16 protein-coding genes are annotated in these 14,767 nt (G+C 74.2%); 6 read left to right on the top strand and 10 right to left on the bottom strand.

Features of this window, described 5'->3' with window-relative positions:
• Nucleotides 1-11 precede the first annotated feature (11 nt).
• Nucleotides 12-1,331: a hypothetical protein gene (locus tag AB0J72_RS36955; protein ID WP_363407319.1), complete on the bottom strand. Its 1,320-nt coding sequence runs from the start codon at nucleotides 1,329-1,331 to the stop codon at nucleotides 12-14.
• Nucleotides 1,332-1,342: 11 nt separating this feature from the next.
• Nucleotides 1,343-1,717 (bottom strand): helix-turn-helix domain-containing protein, encoded by a 375-nt coding sequence (locus tag AB0J72_RS36950; RefSeq protein WP_363407316.1) that lies wholly within the window; start codon nucleotides 1,715-1,717, stop codon nucleotides 1,343-1,345.
• 51 nt (nucleotides 1,718-1,768) lie between these two features.
• On the opposite strand from AB0J72_RS36950, the gene AB0J72_RS36945 reads away from it, so the two are divergent.
• The 3 genes from AB0J72_RS36945 to AB0J72_RS36935 all read left to right on the top strand — a co-directional run bounded on the left by AB0J72_RS36945 (nucleotide 1,769) and on the right by AB0J72_RS36935 (nucleotide 4,198).
• Nucleotides 1,769-2,596, top strand: a complete 828-nt coding sequence (locus tag AB0J72_RS36945) for an NAD(P)H-binding protein (protein ID WP_363407313.1) — start codon at nucleotides 1,769-1,771, stop codon at nucleotides 2,594-2,596.
• A gap of 64 nt (nucleotides 2,597-2,660) precedes the next feature.
• Nucleotides 2,661-3,008: a YciI family protein gene (locus tag AB0J72_RS36940; RefSeq protein ID WP_344499512.1), complete on the top strand. Its 348-nt coding sequence runs from the start codon at nucleotides 2,661-2,663 to the stop codon at nucleotides 3,006-3,008.
• A complete protein-coding gene (locus AB0J72_RS36935) occupies nucleotides 3,002-4,198 on the top strand; it encodes a sigma-70 family RNA polymerase sigma factor (protein WP_363407310.1) in 1,197 nt (398 codons plus the stop codon). The genes AB0J72_RS36940 and AB0J72_RS36935 overlap by 7 nt, the downstream gene beginning before the upstream one ends.
• Nucleotides 4,199-4,206: 8 nt before the next feature.
• On the opposite strand, the gene AB0J72_RS36930 is transcribed toward AB0J72_RS36935, so the two are convergent.
• From AB0J72_RS36930 to AB0J72_RS36905, 6 genes are all read right to left on the bottom strand, one after another.
• A complete protein-coding gene (locus AB0J72_RS36930; protein WP_363407307.1) occupies nucleotides 4,207-4,362 on the bottom strand; it encodes a hypothetical protein in 156 nt (51 codons plus the stop codon).
• Nucleotides 4,363-4,373: 11 nt separating this feature from the next.
• Nucleotides 4,374-4,760, bottom strand: coding sequence for a hypothetical protein (locus AB0J72_RS36925; protein WP_363407304.1), 387 nt, complete (start codon nucleotides 4,758-4,760; stop codon nucleotides 4,374-4,376).
• 3 nt (nucleotides 4,761-4,763) lie between these two features.
• Nucleotides 4,764-5,321, bottom strand: a complete 558-nt coding sequence (locus AB0J72_RS36920) for a DUF5709 domain-containing protein (protein WP_363407523.1) — start codon at nucleotides 5,319-5,321, stop codon at nucleotides 4,764-4,766.
• Between the two features lie 52 nt (nucleotides 5,322-5,373).
• Nucleotides 5,374-6,642, bottom strand: coding sequence for a PP2C family protein-serine/threonine phosphatase (locus AB0J72_RS36915; RefSeq protein ID WP_363407301.1), 1,269 nt, complete (start codon nucleotides 6,640-6,642; stop codon nucleotides 5,374-5,376).
• Between the two features lie 56 nt (nucleotides 6,643-6,698).
• On the bottom strand, nucleotides 6,699-8,726 hold the full coding sequence (locus AB0J72_RS36910) for an RICIN domain-containing protein (protein WP_363407298.1): 2,028 nt from the start codon (nucleotides 8,724-8,726) through the stop codon (nucleotides 6,699-6,701).
• A gap of 91 nt (nucleotides 8,727-8,817) precedes the next feature.
• Nucleotides 8,818-9,900 (bottom strand): NYN domain-containing protein, encoded by a 1,083-nt coding sequence (locus tag AB0J72_RS36905; protein ID WP_363407295.1) that lies wholly within the window; start codon nucleotides 9,898-9,900, stop codon nucleotides 8,818-8,820.
• Between the two features lie 83 nt (nucleotides 9,901-9,983).
• On the opposite strand from AB0J72_RS36905, the gene AB0J72_RS36900 reads away from it, so the two are divergent.
• The 3 genes from AB0J72_RS36900 to AB0J72_RS36890 are packed head-to-tail and all read left to right on the top strand — an operon-like array spanning nucleotide 9,984 to nucleotide 12,665.
• Complete coding sequence (locus AB0J72_RS36900) at nucleotides 9,984-10,634, top strand: helix-turn-helix transcriptional regulator (protein ID WP_360562608.1); 651 nt, start codon at nucleotides 9,984-9,986, stop codon at nucleotides 10,632-10,634.
• Nucleotides 10,621-11,733: an alanine racemase gene (locus AB0J72_RS36895; RefSeq protein WP_363407292.1), complete on the top strand. Its 1,113-nt coding sequence runs from the start codon at nucleotides 10,621-10,623 to the stop codon at nucleotides 11,731-11,733. Before AB0J72_RS36900 ends, AB0J72_RS36895 begins: the two co-directional genes overlap by 14 nt.
• 5 nt (nucleotides 11,734-11,738) lie before the next feature.
• Nucleotides 11,739-12,665 carry an ornithine cyclodeaminase family protein gene (locus AB0J72_RS36890; protein WP_363407290.1) on the top strand — a complete coding sequence of 309 codons (927 nt, stop codon included), beginning with the start codon at nucleotides 11,739-11,741 and terminating at the stop codon, nucleotides 12,663-12,665.
• 220 nt (nucleotides 12,666-12,885) lie between these two features.
• Here AB0J72_RS36890 and AB0J72_RS36885 read toward each other — a convergent pair whose 3' ends face one another.
• Both AB0J72_RS36885 and AB0J72_RS36880 read right to left on the bottom strand, forming a co-directional pair.
• Nucleotides 12,886-13,764, bottom strand: a complete 879-nt coding sequence (locus tag AB0J72_RS36885) for a hypothetical protein (RefSeq protein ID WP_363407288.1) — start codon at nucleotides 13,762-13,764, stop codon at nucleotides 12,886-12,888.
• A gap of 40 nt (nucleotides 13,765-13,804) precedes the next feature.
• Nucleotides 13,805-14,764, bottom strand: a complete 960-nt coding sequence (locus tag AB0J72_RS36880) for a helix-turn-helix domain-containing protein (RefSeq protein WP_344499492.1) — start codon at nucleotides 14,762-14,764, stop codon at nucleotides 13,805-13,807.
• Nucleotides 14,765-14,767 lie beyond the last annotated feature (3 nt).

Genomic DNA, 14,767 nt, shown 5'->3' with positions numbered 1-14,767 from the left:
CATCGCCATCGCTAGGTTACGGAGAACGAACCGTCGGTGAAGGACAGCGACCGGCCGGCGGTGTGCGAGACGGCGTGGGGGCCGGTGAGCGCGGGCGTGTCGATCGACACGGCGGCGGTGCGCTCGAACTCCAGCGCCCGCGGGTTCCACGGGCCGTCGCCGTCCGGGACGGCCAGATTGACGACCGTGGAGGCGTCGCGCGGGGTGCCGAAGCGGACGTGCGCCGCCACGTGGTGGACCAGGGTGAGCTCGGCCTGCGCGGGCAGGTCCGGCGCCGAGGGCGGCGGGTCGCCGGCCGGGACCGCCGCCCGCGCCCAGTGGCCGTCCGGGAACCGGTCCGTGATGCGGTCCGCCAGGCACGGGCTCGCGGCGAGCCACCCCTCGGCCAGCTCCCGGAACGCGCGGTCACGGACCCGCCGGGGGCGGCCCGCCGCGGCGAGCACGCCGGTGCCCGCCCCGGCGAAGGCGGCGCACAGCTGCCCGAACCGCACCGACCCGACGTTGCTCGCGTAGCGCACCGACCGGAGCTCCAGCATCGCCTGGTGCACCACCAGGGCCGCGTCCCGGGCCGCGCCGCGGGCCGGTGGCCAGCCGATCGGCTCGCGCCGGAACGTGCGGCCGCGTGGGTCGGCCGCCGCCGCGTCCCGGCCCGCACCCGACAGGTGCCACGTGTCGTCGTCGAAGCCGACGTGCGCCGACGCCGCGCCGAACCGGCCGCGGGCGCCGACCCGCACCTCGACCCCGTCGCCGTCGACCGTCAGCGCCGCCCCCGAGCCGTCGCCGGTGTCGAACCGGGCCTCCCGGACGTCCTCCAGCATCACCTCGACGATCGCTTCGCCGGCGTTGCCGGGCGCGGGGTAGCGGCGCGGCGCCTCGAGCCACAGGTAGCCATGGACGCCGCGCTCGCCGCGCTCCAGGTGTACGGTGCGGACCCGGGCCCCGGCCAGGTCATAGTCGCGGGCGGCGCCGGCGGCCGCCGCCGCGGTCAGCGGGACGACGCCCGGCCGCAGGTCTCCCTTGTAGTCCCGCACGTGCGCGGGCTGCTCCTGCCGCTCCGGCAGCAGGGACTCCAGCCGGTGGCCGGCGGCCTGCTCGATCATCCACGCCCGGCGCGCGGGACCGCGGTCCGCCATCCACCGCAGGGCCGCCGCCGCCCGCCGCTCACGCAGCCACGACGGCCGCAGGAGCGCCGTGTCGAACAGCGGGAACGTGCTGTTGTCCCAGATGTCCGCGAGCCCCACGACCGCGCGCCGGTCGAACCGGCGGCCGTCCGCGGACAGCTCGGCGATCCGCGCCACCGAACGGTCGAGCAGCACGGCGAATGCCCGCATCCGTTCCGCTGTCATGGGCGCGGTTTGCCGGCGGCGTCGTACGAGGCCCGCGCCGCGTCGACGACCGGCAGGTGCGCGCCGGCCCAGTCGGCGAGCGTGTGGAACAGCGGCCCGAGGCTGCGGCCGAGGTCGCTGATCTCGTACTCGACCCGCGGCGGGATCTCCGGCGTGTACGTGCGGACGACGAGGCCGTCCCGCTCCAGCTGCCGCAGCCGCTGGGTGAGCACCTTCGCCGTGACCGTGCCGATGCGGCGCTCCAGCTCGCTGAACCGCTGCCGCCCGTGCTCGTGCAGCGTCCACAGGATCGGCGTCGTCCACCGGCTGAACACGATGTCGACCACGGGCGCGATCGGGCACGCCAGTTCCGGGATGGTTTCCTTCTGCATGGTCACTTTCCTGTAGGTACCTACTATCTCCACGATGCTAGCTTCGCCGGCATGAAGATCGTCGTGACGGGTGCGACCGGCAACGTCGGCCGCCCTCTCGTACAGACCCTGACCGCGGCCGGCGCCACCGTCGCCGCCGTCTCCCGCAACGCCGGACCATCGCACGGCTCCTTCGCCGCGGACCTCGCCGACCCGGCGAGCCTCCGCCCCGCCCTGCACGGCGCCGACGCGCTGTTCCTGCTGGTGCCCGGCGCGCCGGTCGACCACCGGGCGCTCGTCGCCACGGTCCGCGAGTCGGGCGTGCCGCGCATCGTCCTGCTGTCCTCCCAGGCCGCCGGCACCCGCCCCGACACCCCGTCGCACGCCCCGCTGCGCGACCTGGAGGCGGCGGTCCGCGGCGCCGGCGTGCGCTGGACGGTCCTGCGCCCGGGCGGCTTCGCGAGCAACACGTTCGCCTGGGCCCCGACGATCCGTTCGCATCGGGTGGCGTACGCGCCGTACGTGGACGTCGCCCTCCCACTGGTCGACCCCGACGACATCGCGGCGGTCGCGGCGACGGTCCTGCTCGCCGGCGCCGAGCACGACGGCGCCACGTACGTGCTCACCGGACCGGCGGCGACCACACCCCGCGACCGCGCGGCGGCGATCGCCGCGGCCACCGGCGCGCCGGTCGACCTCGTCGAGCAGACCCCGGAGGAGGCCCGCGCCCAGCTGCTCGGCTTCATGCCCCCGCCGGTCGCGGACGGCACCCTGGCCATCCTCGGCCGGCCCCGGCCGGACGAGCAGGCGGTGAGCCCCGACGCCGAGCGGGTGCTGGGCCGCCCGCCGGCCTCGTTCCAGACCTGGGTGTCCCGCAACGCCGCGGCATTCGCCTCCTGAGGCTGTCGAATTCGTGGCTCGCCGTTCGTCTTACTGCCAGTCTGGAACCGACGAGGAGGCAGCGATGCAGTACGTCATGCTCATCTACCAAGGCCCGGCGCTCGAGCGGCAGGCCGCGCTCACCGAGGAGGAGCAGAAGCAGGTCTACGCCGACTACCAGGCGATCAACCAGACCCCCGGGGTCACCACCGTGCCACCGCTGGGCCTCGCCGAGCACGCGACCACCGTGCGGGTGGAAGGCGGCAGGACGCTGACGACCGACGGCCCGTTCGTCGGGATGAAGGAGGCCGTCGGCGGCGTGTTCATCCTCGAGGCCGACGACCTCGACGCGGCCATCGAGGTGGCCGCCCGCGTCCCGGCGGCCCGCCACGGCGGAGCCGTCGAGATCCGGCCATCGGAAGTGTATTGGTAACGGCACTCGACGGGATCTTCCGCGCCGAGTGGGGCCGCGTCCTGGCCACCCTCATCGGCGTCCTCGGCGACTTCGACCTCGCCGAGGACGCCGCGCAGGAGGCCTTCGCCATCGCCGCCGACCACTGGCCGCGCGACGGCGTGCCGGCCAACCCCCGCGCCTGGCTGATCCGCACCGCCCGCAACCGCGCCACCGACCACATCCGCCGCGAGCGGGCGCTCGTGCCCAGGCTCGCGCTGCTCGCCGCCGCCGCTGCCCAGGAGGTGGAGATGACCGCGGTCCCCGACGAGCGCCTGGAGCTCATCTTCACCTGCTGCCACCCGGCGCTCGCCGTCGAGGCCCAGGTCGCGCTCACCCTGCGTACCCTCGGCGGCCTGACCACCGGCGAGATCGCCCGGGCGCTGCTCGTCCCGGAGCCCACCATGGCGCAGCGCCTGGTCCGCGCCAAACGCAAGATCAGGGCGGCCGGGATCCCGTTCCGCGTCCCGCCGGACCACCTGCTCCAGGAGCGCCTCGACGCGGTGCTCACCGTCGTGTACCTGATCTTCAACGAGGGCTACGGCGGCCGTGACGAGCTCGCCGCCGAGGCCATCTGGCTGGGCCGCGCGCTGACCGAGCTGCTGCCCGCCGAACCCGAGGTGCACGGCCTGCTGGCGATGATGCTGCTGCACGACTCCCGCCGCGAGACCCGCTTCCACGACGGCGAGCTGGTGCTGCTCGAGGACCAGGACCCGACCCGGTGGGACGCCGCCCAGATCTCCCGGGGCCGCGCCGTGCTCGACCGGGCGATCGCGCTGGGCGGCCGCGGCCCCTACGTCCTGCAGGGCGCGATCGCCTCCCTGCACGCGGAGACACCGTGCGACTGGCCGCAGATCGCCGCCCTGTACGGCGAGCTGGCCCGCCTGACCGCCTCACCCGTCGTCGAGCTGAACCGCGCCATCGCCGTCGCCGAGACCGAAGGCCCACTGGCAGGCCTGCGCATCGTCGACGGCCTGGGCCTGGACGACTTCCGCTACCTGCACTCGACCAGGGCCGAGCTGCTGCGCCGCCTCGGCCGCACCACCGAGGCCCGCGCCGCCTACCTCCGCGCGAGATCCCTCACCGACGACGGCCCCGAACGCCGCTTCCTGGACCGCCGCCTGACCGACCTCCCCGGCACGACACCCTCCGCGGCCGGGGCCGAGGAGTGACCCCGCCGTCAGTCGGGGGGTTCGGGGGCCGTCTCGTCGGTGGTCACGTCCTCGTCGCGGGGGCGTTCGCGGCCTTCCAGGGACACTGCGTCCGAGTCCTTGGACGGCTCCGGGGGCTGGTCGTCGTCGAGGAAGTCGAGGAACTGGTCGGGGTCGGTGGTCATGGCGATTCCCCTCACTGGATCGCGGAGACGGCGGTCAGGTCGACCGTCTCGCCGCGGGACATGGTGCGCACCGGGAGGCCGTCGGCGAGCCGCTCGAAGTGGTGCAGCGGGTCGCGCATGACGGTGTAGTCGTCGTGGTGGATCGGCAGGATGGTGCGCGGGCGGATCAGGCGCGACAGCGCGACCCCGCCGTGGGCGTCCATGGTGAGCGGCACGCCGAGGATGCGGGTGCCGCCGAGGTGGATCAGCGTCGGCTCGAGGCGCCGCTTCGACCACAGGCCGTAGCCGAGGTACGCGCGCTGCCCGGCGGGCAGGAAGTTGGGGTCGGTCAGCAGCGTGAACGCGCCGAGGCGCAGCAGCACCGTCGCGTTGCCGATGAACGTCGCTGACGTCTCCACGGGTCACCGTTCCGGGATCTCGTGCACGGCCAGCTCCTCGGCCGTGGCCCCGCCGCCCGCGGCGCCGGCGTCGTAGGCGATCGCGTCCTTCTCGGTGTCCTCGCCGGTGCCCTCATCGGGTTCGACGAGCCGGCCGACGGTGCCGCCGCGGACGCCGGCGCCCGTGTCGTACATCGAGACCTGCGAGCCGAGGTTGGGCTCGACCGGAGCGTCGTCCAGCGCGGTGTCCCGGTCGACGGCGTCCAGCGTCTCGCCGGACGCGTCGGGGTCGAACGACTCGGCGGCGATCGGCGACGCGGTCGCGTCGGGGCGCGGGCCGGCCTCCCCCAGCGACGTGTCGGGCAGTTCGCGGTCGAGCTTGTCGTCCAGCGACTCGGGGTCGGCGTGGTCGAGCCCGAGCGGCTGGTCGTCGCGGTCCAGCGGCAGCAGCGCGGGGTCCGGGCCGTCGGCGACCCGTCCGGTGTCGACATCGTCCCCCGCGGTGGAGTCGTAGTCGGCAGTACCGGGAAGCCCCAGGGCCTCGGGGTCGGACACCAGCCTCGGGAAGTTGTCAGTACGCATACTCACCCGCTACCCCACCCGCACGGGGTGACACGCGAACCGGGGCGAATTGTCAGAATTCGCCCCCGGGCGAAACGGGGTCCGGCGTGGCGAGGGGCAGCATCCGCCGCGCGGCGTCCCGGCCCCACTCCACCAGCAGCAGCGTGACGTCGTCGGCCGGGGCACCCTCGTAGTCCGCCAGCGCGGAGTGGCAGAGCCGGCGCAGCGTCTCGGGGGCCGGCAGCTCGCCGGTGTCGCGTTCGACGAGCTCGACCAGCCCTTCGACGCCGAACACCCGGCCGTCACGGCCGACGGCCTCGGTGGCGCCGTCGGTGTACAGCAGCAGGCGGTCACCGCGCTCCAACAGCTCCTCGGCGACCTCGTCCCGCCCCTCGACCCCCACCCCCACCTCGCCGAGGCCCAGCGGGAGCCGCTTGCCGCCGTCGAGGCCGCGGAGCACCCTGCCGCGGCGGATGAGCAGCGGCGGCGGGTGGCCGGCGTTGACGTACCGCAGCCGGCCCGAGTCCAGGTCGAGCTCGGCGAGGACCGCGGTGGTGAACCGCAGCTCCGGCAGGTGCCGCTCGAGCGCGCGGTCGGCGGCGCGGGCCATCGCGGCGATCCCCTCGCCGCCGCGGCGGGCGGCGCGGATCGCGGACATGACGACGGCGGTGCCGAGCCCGGCGCGCAGCTCGTGGCCGGCGGTGTCGAAGATCGCGAAGAACAGCGTCCCGTCGTTGGCCGCGTAGTCGAACGCGTCGCCGCCGACCTCGTAGCAGGGTTCGAGGACCGCCGAGACGACCGCTCGTTCGCTCACGAACGTCATCGGCGGCTGCAGGCGCCACAGCAGCTCCGACGCCTCCGACATCCGCCGCTGCCGGCGGACCTGCAGCAGCGCGTCGCCGTACGGCATCTTCGTCGCCACGAGGTGGCCGACGAGCTGGCCGAACAGGTCGCAGCCGGCCAGCAGGGCGGGGTCGTCGGCGGACCCGCCGTCGCCGAGCCCGAACTCCAGCACGCCGAGCCGCTCCGTGCCGTCCAGCAGCGGCATCCACAGCCGCTGCCGTCCGTCCACCGTGGACGCCCGTGGCCGGACGGTCATGAAGACCTGTCCGGCCACAGTGGACTCGACGGGGAGCGGAGGTGGTGGTGCCGCGGGCGGGCGCGGCACCGGCAGCAGGACCCGCTGCTCCTGGTCGACCAGGTAGACCCAGACGTCCAGCCCGAGCGGCGCGGCCGCGGCGGCGGCCACGGCGCCCAGCTCGTCCGGCTGGGCCAGCCGGTCCCGCTGGAGCAGGTCCACCACGGCCGCCCGCCACGGCCAGCGGTCCTCCGACGCGGCCACGGCACACCCCCTCGGTGCGGTTCCTACCCCACCGCCGGCGCGCGAACCATCAACGGCTACGCCAGGGTCCACCGCTGGTTCGTGCCCGTGCCGCACGCCCACAGGATGATCTTCGTGCCGTTGGCGGTGCCGCGGTTGCTGGCGTCCAGGCACAGGCCGGACTGCGCGCTGCTGATGGTGCCGTCGGCGTTGACGTTCCACTGCTGGTTCGCCTGGCCGTTGCAGTCCCAGATGACGACGGCGGTGCCGTTCGTGGTGCCGTTGTTGTAGGCGTCCAGGCACTTGGTGCCGTACACCGTCAACTGCCTGCTCGACGTCACGGTCCAGGCCTGGTTGGCCTGCCCGTTGCAGTCCCACAGCTGCACCTGCACGCCGTTGGTGGTGCTGGAGTTGTCGACATCCAGGCACCGGCCGGACTGCACGCCCTGGACGCGCACCGCCGCGGGCGCCGACGCCAGCTGGCGGACCTCGATCGCGTCCAGGTCCGGCGCCCAGGCGGCCGCGTTGGAGAACGTGAGCGTGTTGGCCGAGCCGGCGGTCAGCGGCACGATGACCGAGACGGTGCCGGCGGTGGTCCACGACCCGGTCGGCGGGAACGCGACGACCGTCGAGGGCTGCCCGTTGACCTGCAGCGTCGCCGTGCGCGTGGCGGGGTCGCCGTTGGTGTACGCGATGGTCGCCACGGCGAGGCCCGCGGACGGTGCGGCGACGGCGTTGAAGCGCAGGGTGCCGCCGTTGCCGATGCCACCGACCTTCGAGCCGCCCGAGCAGCCGGCGCAGGCGACGACCGTGGCGCCGGTGCGGGTGTTGCCGGTCGCCTCGGCCTCGTAGGTGGTGGCGGCGGCCTCGGTGCCGGTGACGGTCAGCAGCACCGCGTCGTTCGCCGGGACGTTGACTGTGTACGACGTGGCGAAGCTCCCGGCGTTCTGCGCGGACCACAGGTTCCGTACGGACGCCGACGTCGCGGCGAGGCCCAGGTCCGCCCACCGGACGGTCATCGACGCCGCGGCGGTCCCCCGGTTGAGCAGCAGCACGGCGCGCCGTCCCGAGCCGGCGAGCACCTTCCCGTACACCTGCCGCCCCTGCGAATCGGAGACCTTGACGCCCTGCAGTCCGCGCGGGTCCTGGTCGACGGCGATCACCTCGGCGTTGCCGAGCGTCGCCCTCGTCGTGGCGTCCATCGTGGCGAGGTCGTCGCCGATGAGCAGCGGCGCGCCGGAGATCGCCCACAGGCCCATGTGGGTGCGGTTCTGCGCGGCGGTCAGGCCGGGCATGCCGGCGATCATCATGTCGGGGTCGTTGTAGTACCCGGTGTGCTGGGCGGCGGGGTGCAGGCCCTGGTCGAAGTTGCTGAGGACCATCGCCTGGGTGGCGGTCTGGCCGTAGTAGATGATGTCGGTGCTGGTGCGCCACATCGCGCCCATGCCGGGCGCCCAGTTCCACGGGCTCTGCACGCCCCAGTTGCAGATGGACAGCACGAGCGGGCGGCCGGTGGTCGCGGCGGCGCTGGTGACGGCGGCGCTGATCGCGCGGTACGTGCTCTGCGGGTCGAGCCCTTCGGCGCTGCCGCCGCACCAGTCGACCTTGACGAAGTCGAAGCCCCAGCGGGAGAACTGCAGCATGTCCTGCGCGTAGTGGCCCTCGCTGCCGCTGCCGGGCGCCGCCGGGCGGCCGGTCGGGTAGTAGTAGCCGCAGCCGTCGCGGCCGGCGTCGGTGTAGATGCCGGCCTTGAGGCCCTTGCCGTGCAGGTAGTCGGCGATCGCGGCCATGCCGCCGGGCCACTCCGCGGTGTCGACGGTGATGTTGCCGGCGGCGTCGCGGGTGCCCTGCCACCAGCCCTCGTCGATGTTGACGTACTTGTAGCCGGCGGCGGCCAGCCCGGACGAGACGAGGGCGTCGGCCTGCGCCTTGATGACGTTGAAGTTGATCTTCGCGGCGAACGTGTTCCACGAGGCCCAGCCCATCGGCGGCGGCGGGACGGGCACCTGGGTGCCGGTGACGGCCGCCAGGGCGGGCCGGGCCGGGGTGGCGACACACACGGCGAGCAGGGCGAGGAGCGCGAGGAGGCGGACCGCATGCTTCATCTGCTGGTGTCCATGTCTCTAGGCGGGTGGCGACGATTGTTATCGCTCACATACCGTCGCGTCAATGCCCAGCCCGTCGCGGATGTGCGCGCTAACTTGTCGCGGTGACCAGGTAGTCGTCCGCCTCGGGGTTCCAGCGCAGCTGGACCGCGCCGCCGGTCGCGGCAGCCTTGCAGAACTGCAGGAACGTGCGGTAGCCGAGCTTCTTCTCGCTGAAGTCCGGCCGGACCCGGCGGACCTGGTTCTTCAGCCCCGACAGCGCGGCGCCGCCGCCCCCGGCCTCGAGCACCACGGACCGCAGCAGCGCGAACCCCGCCTCCTGATCGCCGTGCTCGGGCAGCGCCACCTCCGGGTCACCCTTGGCGCGGCCGCCGGACAGCTCGATGACGTTGCGGTCGGCGAGGTGGCGCAGCAGCTCCCCGAACGCGCGGAACCCGTAGTCGGACTCGCTGAACGTCGGGTCCTTGCGCAGCAGGGTCCGCTTCAGCGTCGAGGCGGTGACCTCTCCCCCGGAGCTGCCCTGCAGCCCGGCGACGGTCTGCGCCACGATCACGGCGAGCTCGTCGACGTCACCGACCTCGGGCACCGGCTCCGGCTCGGGCACCGGCTCGGGCACCGGTTTGGCCCGGCGCGGCTCCGGCTCCGCGGTGGCGCGGGCGGGCCGGGCGTTTCCACCCCGGGGCCGGCCCGAGCGCGCGTCCACGCCCTCGAGCCGGTCGTAGTACAGGAACTCGTCGCACGCCGGTGGCAGCAGGGCCGACGTGGACTTCTCGACGCCGACGCCGATGACCCGCTTGTTGAGCCCGCGCAGCTTGTCGACCAGCGGGGTGAAGTCGCTGTCGCCGGTGCACAGGACGAACGTGGAGATGTAGTCGCGCTCGAACGCCAGCTCCATCGCGTCGACCGCCATCTTGATGTCGGCGGCGTTCTTGCGCGAGGCACCCATCCGCTGCGGCATCTCGATCAGCTCGACGTGCGAGCGGGTCAGCATCCGGCGGTCCTCGTCGAAGTACGACCAGTCCGCGTACGCCCGGCGGACGACCACCCGGCCGCGCTCGGCGAGGGCGTCGGCGATCGGCCGGAAGTCGAACGTCATGCCGCCGAGGTGGTCCCGGGCGCCGAGCGCCAGGTTCTCGTAGTCGAGGAAGAGCGCGATCCGGTCTTCGGAGTCCACGCCGGTCACCCTACGCCCGTCGGCGATCATCGGCGCGCCATGCCAGACTTTTCGTCCAGAAGCTGGACGTCTACTATGAGCCGGTGGATGCAGGGGCGGACGCGATCCTGGCGGCGCTGCTGCCGGTCATCGACGGGCTGGCGGCGACGTTCGGGCCGATGTGTGAGGTCGTCCTGCACGACTACCGGCGGGGCGAGCAGTCGGTCGTCGCGGTCGCCGGCTCGGTGACGGGGCGCAAGGCCGGCGACGCGATCAGCGAGATCGGCCTGGCCGTGCTCGCCCAGGGCGACGCCGCCACCAACGACGTCAACTACGTCACCCGCGCCCCCGACGGCCGGATCGTCAAGTCCTCGACCATGCCGCTGCGCGACGGCGCCGGCCACGTCTTCGGCGCCCTCTGCGTCAACGTCGACGTCACGGCGCTGCGGCAGGCCGGCGACCTGCTCACCGCCCTGGCCGGCGCGGCGGCCGCGCAGGTGCCGGCCACCACGTTCAGCGACGACTTCGACGATGTCGTCGATGCGTTGGTACGGGCGGAGGAGCTCGCACGGGGAAGGCCGGTGGCGGCGCTGACCCGGCCCGAACGGCTCGCGCTCCTGCGCGCGCTGGACCGGCGCGGCGTCTTCGCCGTCCGCAACGCCGTGCCCCGGGTCGCCGCGCGGCTCGGGGTCTCCCGGTCCGCGGCCTACGCCGACCTCGCCGAGAGCCGGAGGAGCTCCGTTGACACTGGATGACGCGCAGACACCGTTCCTGGCGGTCGACGCGACGGTGGTGCGGGCCAACGCCGACCGCCTCAGCAAGCACCTCGCCGGGCTCGGCGTGCCGCTGCGGGCACACGTCAAGACGACGAAGTCCGTCGACCTCGCCGCGCTGCTCGACGACGGGCGGCCCGTCCCGATCACCGTGTCGACGCTCGCCGAGGCTTCCGCGTTCGCCGACGCCGGGTACCGCGACATCCTGTACGCCGTCGGCATCGCACCGGACAAGCTGCCGCGGGTGACCGCGCTGCGGGACCGGGGCGTCGACCTGACCGTGCTGCTCGACAGCGTCGAGCAGGCCGCCGCCGTGCCCGCCGGCGTGCCGGCGCTGATCGAGGTCGACTGCGACGGTCACCGCGGCGGCGTCCAGCCCACCGGCCCGGTCCTGCTGGACATCGCGCACACCCTCGCCGCGCGCGGCGCCGTGCCCCGCGGGGTGCTGACGCACGCCGGCGAGTCGTACTTCGCCGACGGCGTCGCCGCGCTCCGAGCGGCCGCCGCGCACGAGCGCGACTGCGCGGTGCGGGCCGCCGCGGTACTGCGGTCGGCCGGCTTCGAGGCGCCGGTGGTGAGCGTCGGCTCCACCCCGACCGCGCACTTCGCGACCGACCTCACCGGCGTCACCGAGGTCCGGGCCGGCAACTTCCTCCTCTTCGACCTCGTGATGGCCGGCATCGGCGTCTGCACGCCGCAGGACCTGGCGATGACGGTGGTCGCCACCGTGATCGGCCACCGCCCCGACAAGGGCTGGATCCTCACCGACGGCGGCTGGATGGCGACGTCCCGGGACCGTGGCACCGCCCGCCAGCGCGTCGACCAGGGGTACGGGCTGGTCGCCGACCTCGACGGCACCCTGTACGACGACCTGCTGATGACCGACGCCAGCCAGGAGCACGGCATCCTCTCCGTCCGCCCCGGCAGCTCCGCCGCGCTGCCCACCCTGCCGGTCGGCGCCCGGGTGCGGATCCTGCCCAACCACGCCTGCGCCACCGCCGCGCAGCACGACCGCTACCACGTGGTCCGGCCGGGCTCCCGCGCCGTCGAGGCCGTGTGGCCCCGAATCAGAGGATGGTGACCACGATGCGGTTCCTGCCCGAGGCCGAGTCGGCCGCGCTCGTCAACGAGGAGCTGGCGTTCACCGCCGTGCGCTCGGCCCTGATCGCCGCCGCCGAGCCGCAGTCGTCGGTCTTCCCCGCCGTCGCCTGCCACGGCTCCGACCCGGCGAACCGGTTCACGGTCAAGCCCGGCGCGTCGGCCTCGCTGGCGGGCGTCAAGGTCGGCAGCTACTGGCCCGGCAACGCCGCCATGGGGCAGCCCAGGCACAACTCCGTCGTGCTGCTCCTCGACCAGTCCGTCGGCCGCGTCGAGGCGGTCGTCGAGGCGGGCGTCGTGAACGCCTACCGCACCGCCGCCGCGGACGCGGTCGCCGCCTCCGTGCTGGCGCGGGACGATGCCCGTACACTCGCCATCTTCGGAACGGGACACCAGGCGCTCTACGAGTGTCTGGCCCTCGCCCGGGTGCGGCCCATCTCGACGATCCTCGTGGTCGCCCGCAGCGCGGCCGGCGGCGCGGAGTTCCTGTCCCGGCTCGCCGCCCGCGGTCTCACCGGCACGCTCGCCCCCGCCGAGGAGGCCTGCGCCGCCGCGGACATCATCGTCACCGCCACCACCGCCACCGCGCCCCTCTTCGACGCCGCCTGGGTGCGGCCCGGCACCCACGTGGCCAGCATGGGCTCCGACGCCGCCGGCAAGCAGGAGCTCCCACCGGCCCTGCTGACCGCCGCCCGCCTCTTCTGCGACCTGCCGTCCCAGTCCGTCCGCATCGGCGAGCTGCAGCACGTCGCCGCCCTCGTCGCCGAGGGCACCCTCACCGTGACCGCCATCGGCGACGTCCTCGCGGGCCGCACCCCCGGCCGCCGCACACCCGACGACATCACCGTCTTCGACTCCTCCGGCATCGCCCTGCAGGACCTCTTCATCGCCGAGGCCCTGCTCCGCGCCGGATGACGGTCATTCCCGCGCCGCGTGCGGTGGCGTGGCGGGCAGCCAGGCGGCAAGGATTGGCAGCACGGCACGAAGGTCCGTCCCGTCCGCTCGCCGGGCTGGTGGGGCACTGGGGTCTGTCGGCCGTGATCCCGCCGGAGGGGTGGCCGCCCCGGCTGCTGTTCGTGACGTACGCGGTGTGGGTGCTCGTCGTCAGCGCCCGGGTGCGGCGGGGTGGGTGAGGTCAGGCGGGGTGCAGGTTGGTCCAGGTGCGGGTGGTGGGGTGGTCGGCGGCCCAGGCGGTCAGGAGGGTCTGGGCGTCGGGTTCGGGGGCGGCGAGGAAGAGCTGCTGCTCGCCGGCGAAGTCGCGGGGCTCCTGGACGATGGAGGAGCGGCTGCAGCAGGCGCACAGGTCGACGCGGCTGGCCAGGATCTCGAAGCCGAACTTCCGGCCGGCGAAGGAGGCCGCCAGGGACGAGAGGTCGTCCGCGCCGGCCGTGACGAGCACGGACAGGGTCGCCGTGGGGGACGCTGCGAAGAGGGCGACCTCGTCGAACACCGGCACCGTCATCTCCCCGAACGTCCGGGAGCCGCTGGGGGCGCCGTCGTGGACGACGACCTCGCCGAAGCGGCGGGACGGGTCGAAGGGGACGTTGATGACGCGGGCCCGGGTCGGGCACAGGCGGACCGCCCAGACGACCTCCTCCACGCCGGTGAGGCGGATGCAGGCGGGTCCCAGGTCGGCGTCGATCTCGCCGGTACCGGCGAACGGCGCCAACCCGTAGCCGATCCAGGCGTCCCGGGCGGTCTCCCAATCGTGCAGGACGGTGGCGGCCGTGCCGAGGTTCCAGTAGGCGGGCTCCTCGGCGCCCCGCTTCACAAACGTGACGGCAGACTTGCCGGTCTCCAGCGCGCGGGGCCAGTCGCGGGCGAACTTGAACGCCAGGGCCGCGTCGAACCAGACCGCCTTCGCCGCTCGCCGGGGAACCCGCGGCGCCACCGCGGCGAGCAGGTCGCCGGCGCGCGGCCAGTCCTCGGCCTCGAACGCCTCGTAGCCGTGCGCGACCGCGACGACCACGTCACGGCCGGCGGAGCGCAGCGGGTTGAACCACCGGGAGAGCATGCCGCGGAACGGTACGGGGCGAAACCCCGGCGCGGCAAGATCAGGAGGCGAACGCCTTGCGGTACTCGCGGGGTGGCACGCCGCGGCGGCGGACGAACTGCTCGCGCAGGGTGGCGGCGGTGCCGAAGCCGACGCGGCGGGCGACCTCCTCGATCGGCAGGTCGGCGGTCTCCAGCAGTTCCTCGGCCCGGTGCAGGCGCTGGGACAGCACCCAGGCGTGCGGGGTCGAGCCGGTCGCGGCGGCGAACCGGCGGGCGAAGGAGCGTTGGCTCATCAGCGCCCGGGCGGCCAGGACCTCGACCGTCAGCGGGGCGTCGAGGTTCTCCCGGGCCCAGCCGAGGACCGCGCTGAGGCGTTCGTCGTCGCAGTCGGCCGGCACGGACGCCGCCACGTACTGCGCCTGCCCGCCGTCGCGGTGCGGCGACAGCACCATGTCCCGGGCGATGGCGTTCGCGACCGCCGAGCCGTACTCGCGGCGCAGCAGATACAGGCACATGTCCACGCCGGCGGCCGCGCCCGCGCCGGTGACGATGCGCCCCTCGTCGACATACAGCACCTCGGGCATGAGCAGCACGTCCGGGAAGCGCGCCGCCATCGCCGCGGCCCACCGCCAGTGGGTCGTCGCCCGCCGGCCTTCGAGCAGGCCCGCGCACGCCAGGACGAACGCGCCGGTGCAGTGGCCCGCGATGGTCGCGCCCCGCTCGTACGCCGACCGCAACGCTTCCAGCACCGCCGGCGACGGCGCGACGTCGAAGTGCTCCCACGAGGTGACGAGGACGAGGTCGGCCTGGGCGAGCCGGTCCAGGCCGTGCTCCACCATCAGCTTGAGCCCGGCGTCGGTGGCCACCGGCCCCGGCTCGTCGGCACAGACCGCGAAGTCGAACCCGGGCAGCCCGCGGGACGTGCGGTCGTAGCCGAAGATCTCGCTCACGATCCCGGCCCCGAACGCGCCGGTGCCGTGGTGGACGTACGCGGCGACGTTGCGGAACGGATGATGCATGCC

This window comes from Dactylosporangium sp. NPDC049742, from assembly GCF_040674675.1.
Classification (GTDB): domain Bacteria; phylum Actinomycetota; class Actinomycetes; order Mycobacteriales; family Micromonosporaceae; genus Dactylosporangium; species Dactylosporangium maewongense.
Note: the sequence above shows the minus strand (reverse complement) of the source record. Positions and strands in the feature narration are given on the sequence as shown.

Excerpts from the sequence above, each read along its gene's own strand:
- AB0J72_RS36955 (WP_363407319.1), bottom strand. The coding sequence starts at position 1,331 with ATGCGGGCATTCGCCGTGCTGCTCGACCGTTCGGTGGCGCGGATCGCC.
- AB0J72_RS36950 (WP_363407316.1), bottom strand. The coding sequence starts at position 1,717 with ATGCAGAAGGAAACCATCCCGGAACTGGCGTGCCCGATCGCGCCCGTG.
- AB0J72_RS36945 (WP_363407313.1), top strand. The coding sequence starts at position 1,769 with ATGAAGATCGTCGTGACGGGTGCGACCGGCAACGTCGGCCGCCCTCTC.
- AB0J72_RS36940 (WP_344499512.1), top strand. The coding sequence starts at position 2,661 with ATGCAGTACGTCATGCTCATCTACCAAGGCCCGGCGCTCGAGCGGCAG.
- AB0J72_RS36930 (WP_363407307.1), bottom strand. The coding sequence starts at position 4,362 with ATGACCACCGACCCCGACCAGTTCCTCGACTTCCTCGACGACGACCAG.
- AB0J72_RS36920 (WP_363407523.1), bottom strand. The coding sequence starts at position 5,321 with ATGCGTACTGACAACTTCCCGAGGCTGGTGTCCGACCCCGAGGCCCTG.
- AB0J72_RS36910 (WP_363407298.1), bottom strand. The coding sequence starts at position 8,726 with ATGAAGCATGCGGTCCGCCTCCTCGCGCTCCTCGCCCTGCTCGCCGTG.
- AB0J72_RS36890 (WP_363407290.1), top strand. The coding sequence starts at position 11,739 with ATGCGGTTCCTGCCCGAGGCCGAGTCGGCCGCGCTCGTCAACGAGGAG.
- AB0J72_RS36885 (WP_363407288.1), bottom strand. The coding sequence starts at position 13,764 with ATGCTCTCCCGGTGGTTCAACCCGCTGCGCTCCGCCGGCCGTGACGTG.
- AB0J72_RS36880 (WP_344499492.1), bottom strand. The coding sequence starts at position 14,764 with ATGCATCATCCGTTCCGCAACGTCGCCGCGTACGTCCACCACGGCACC.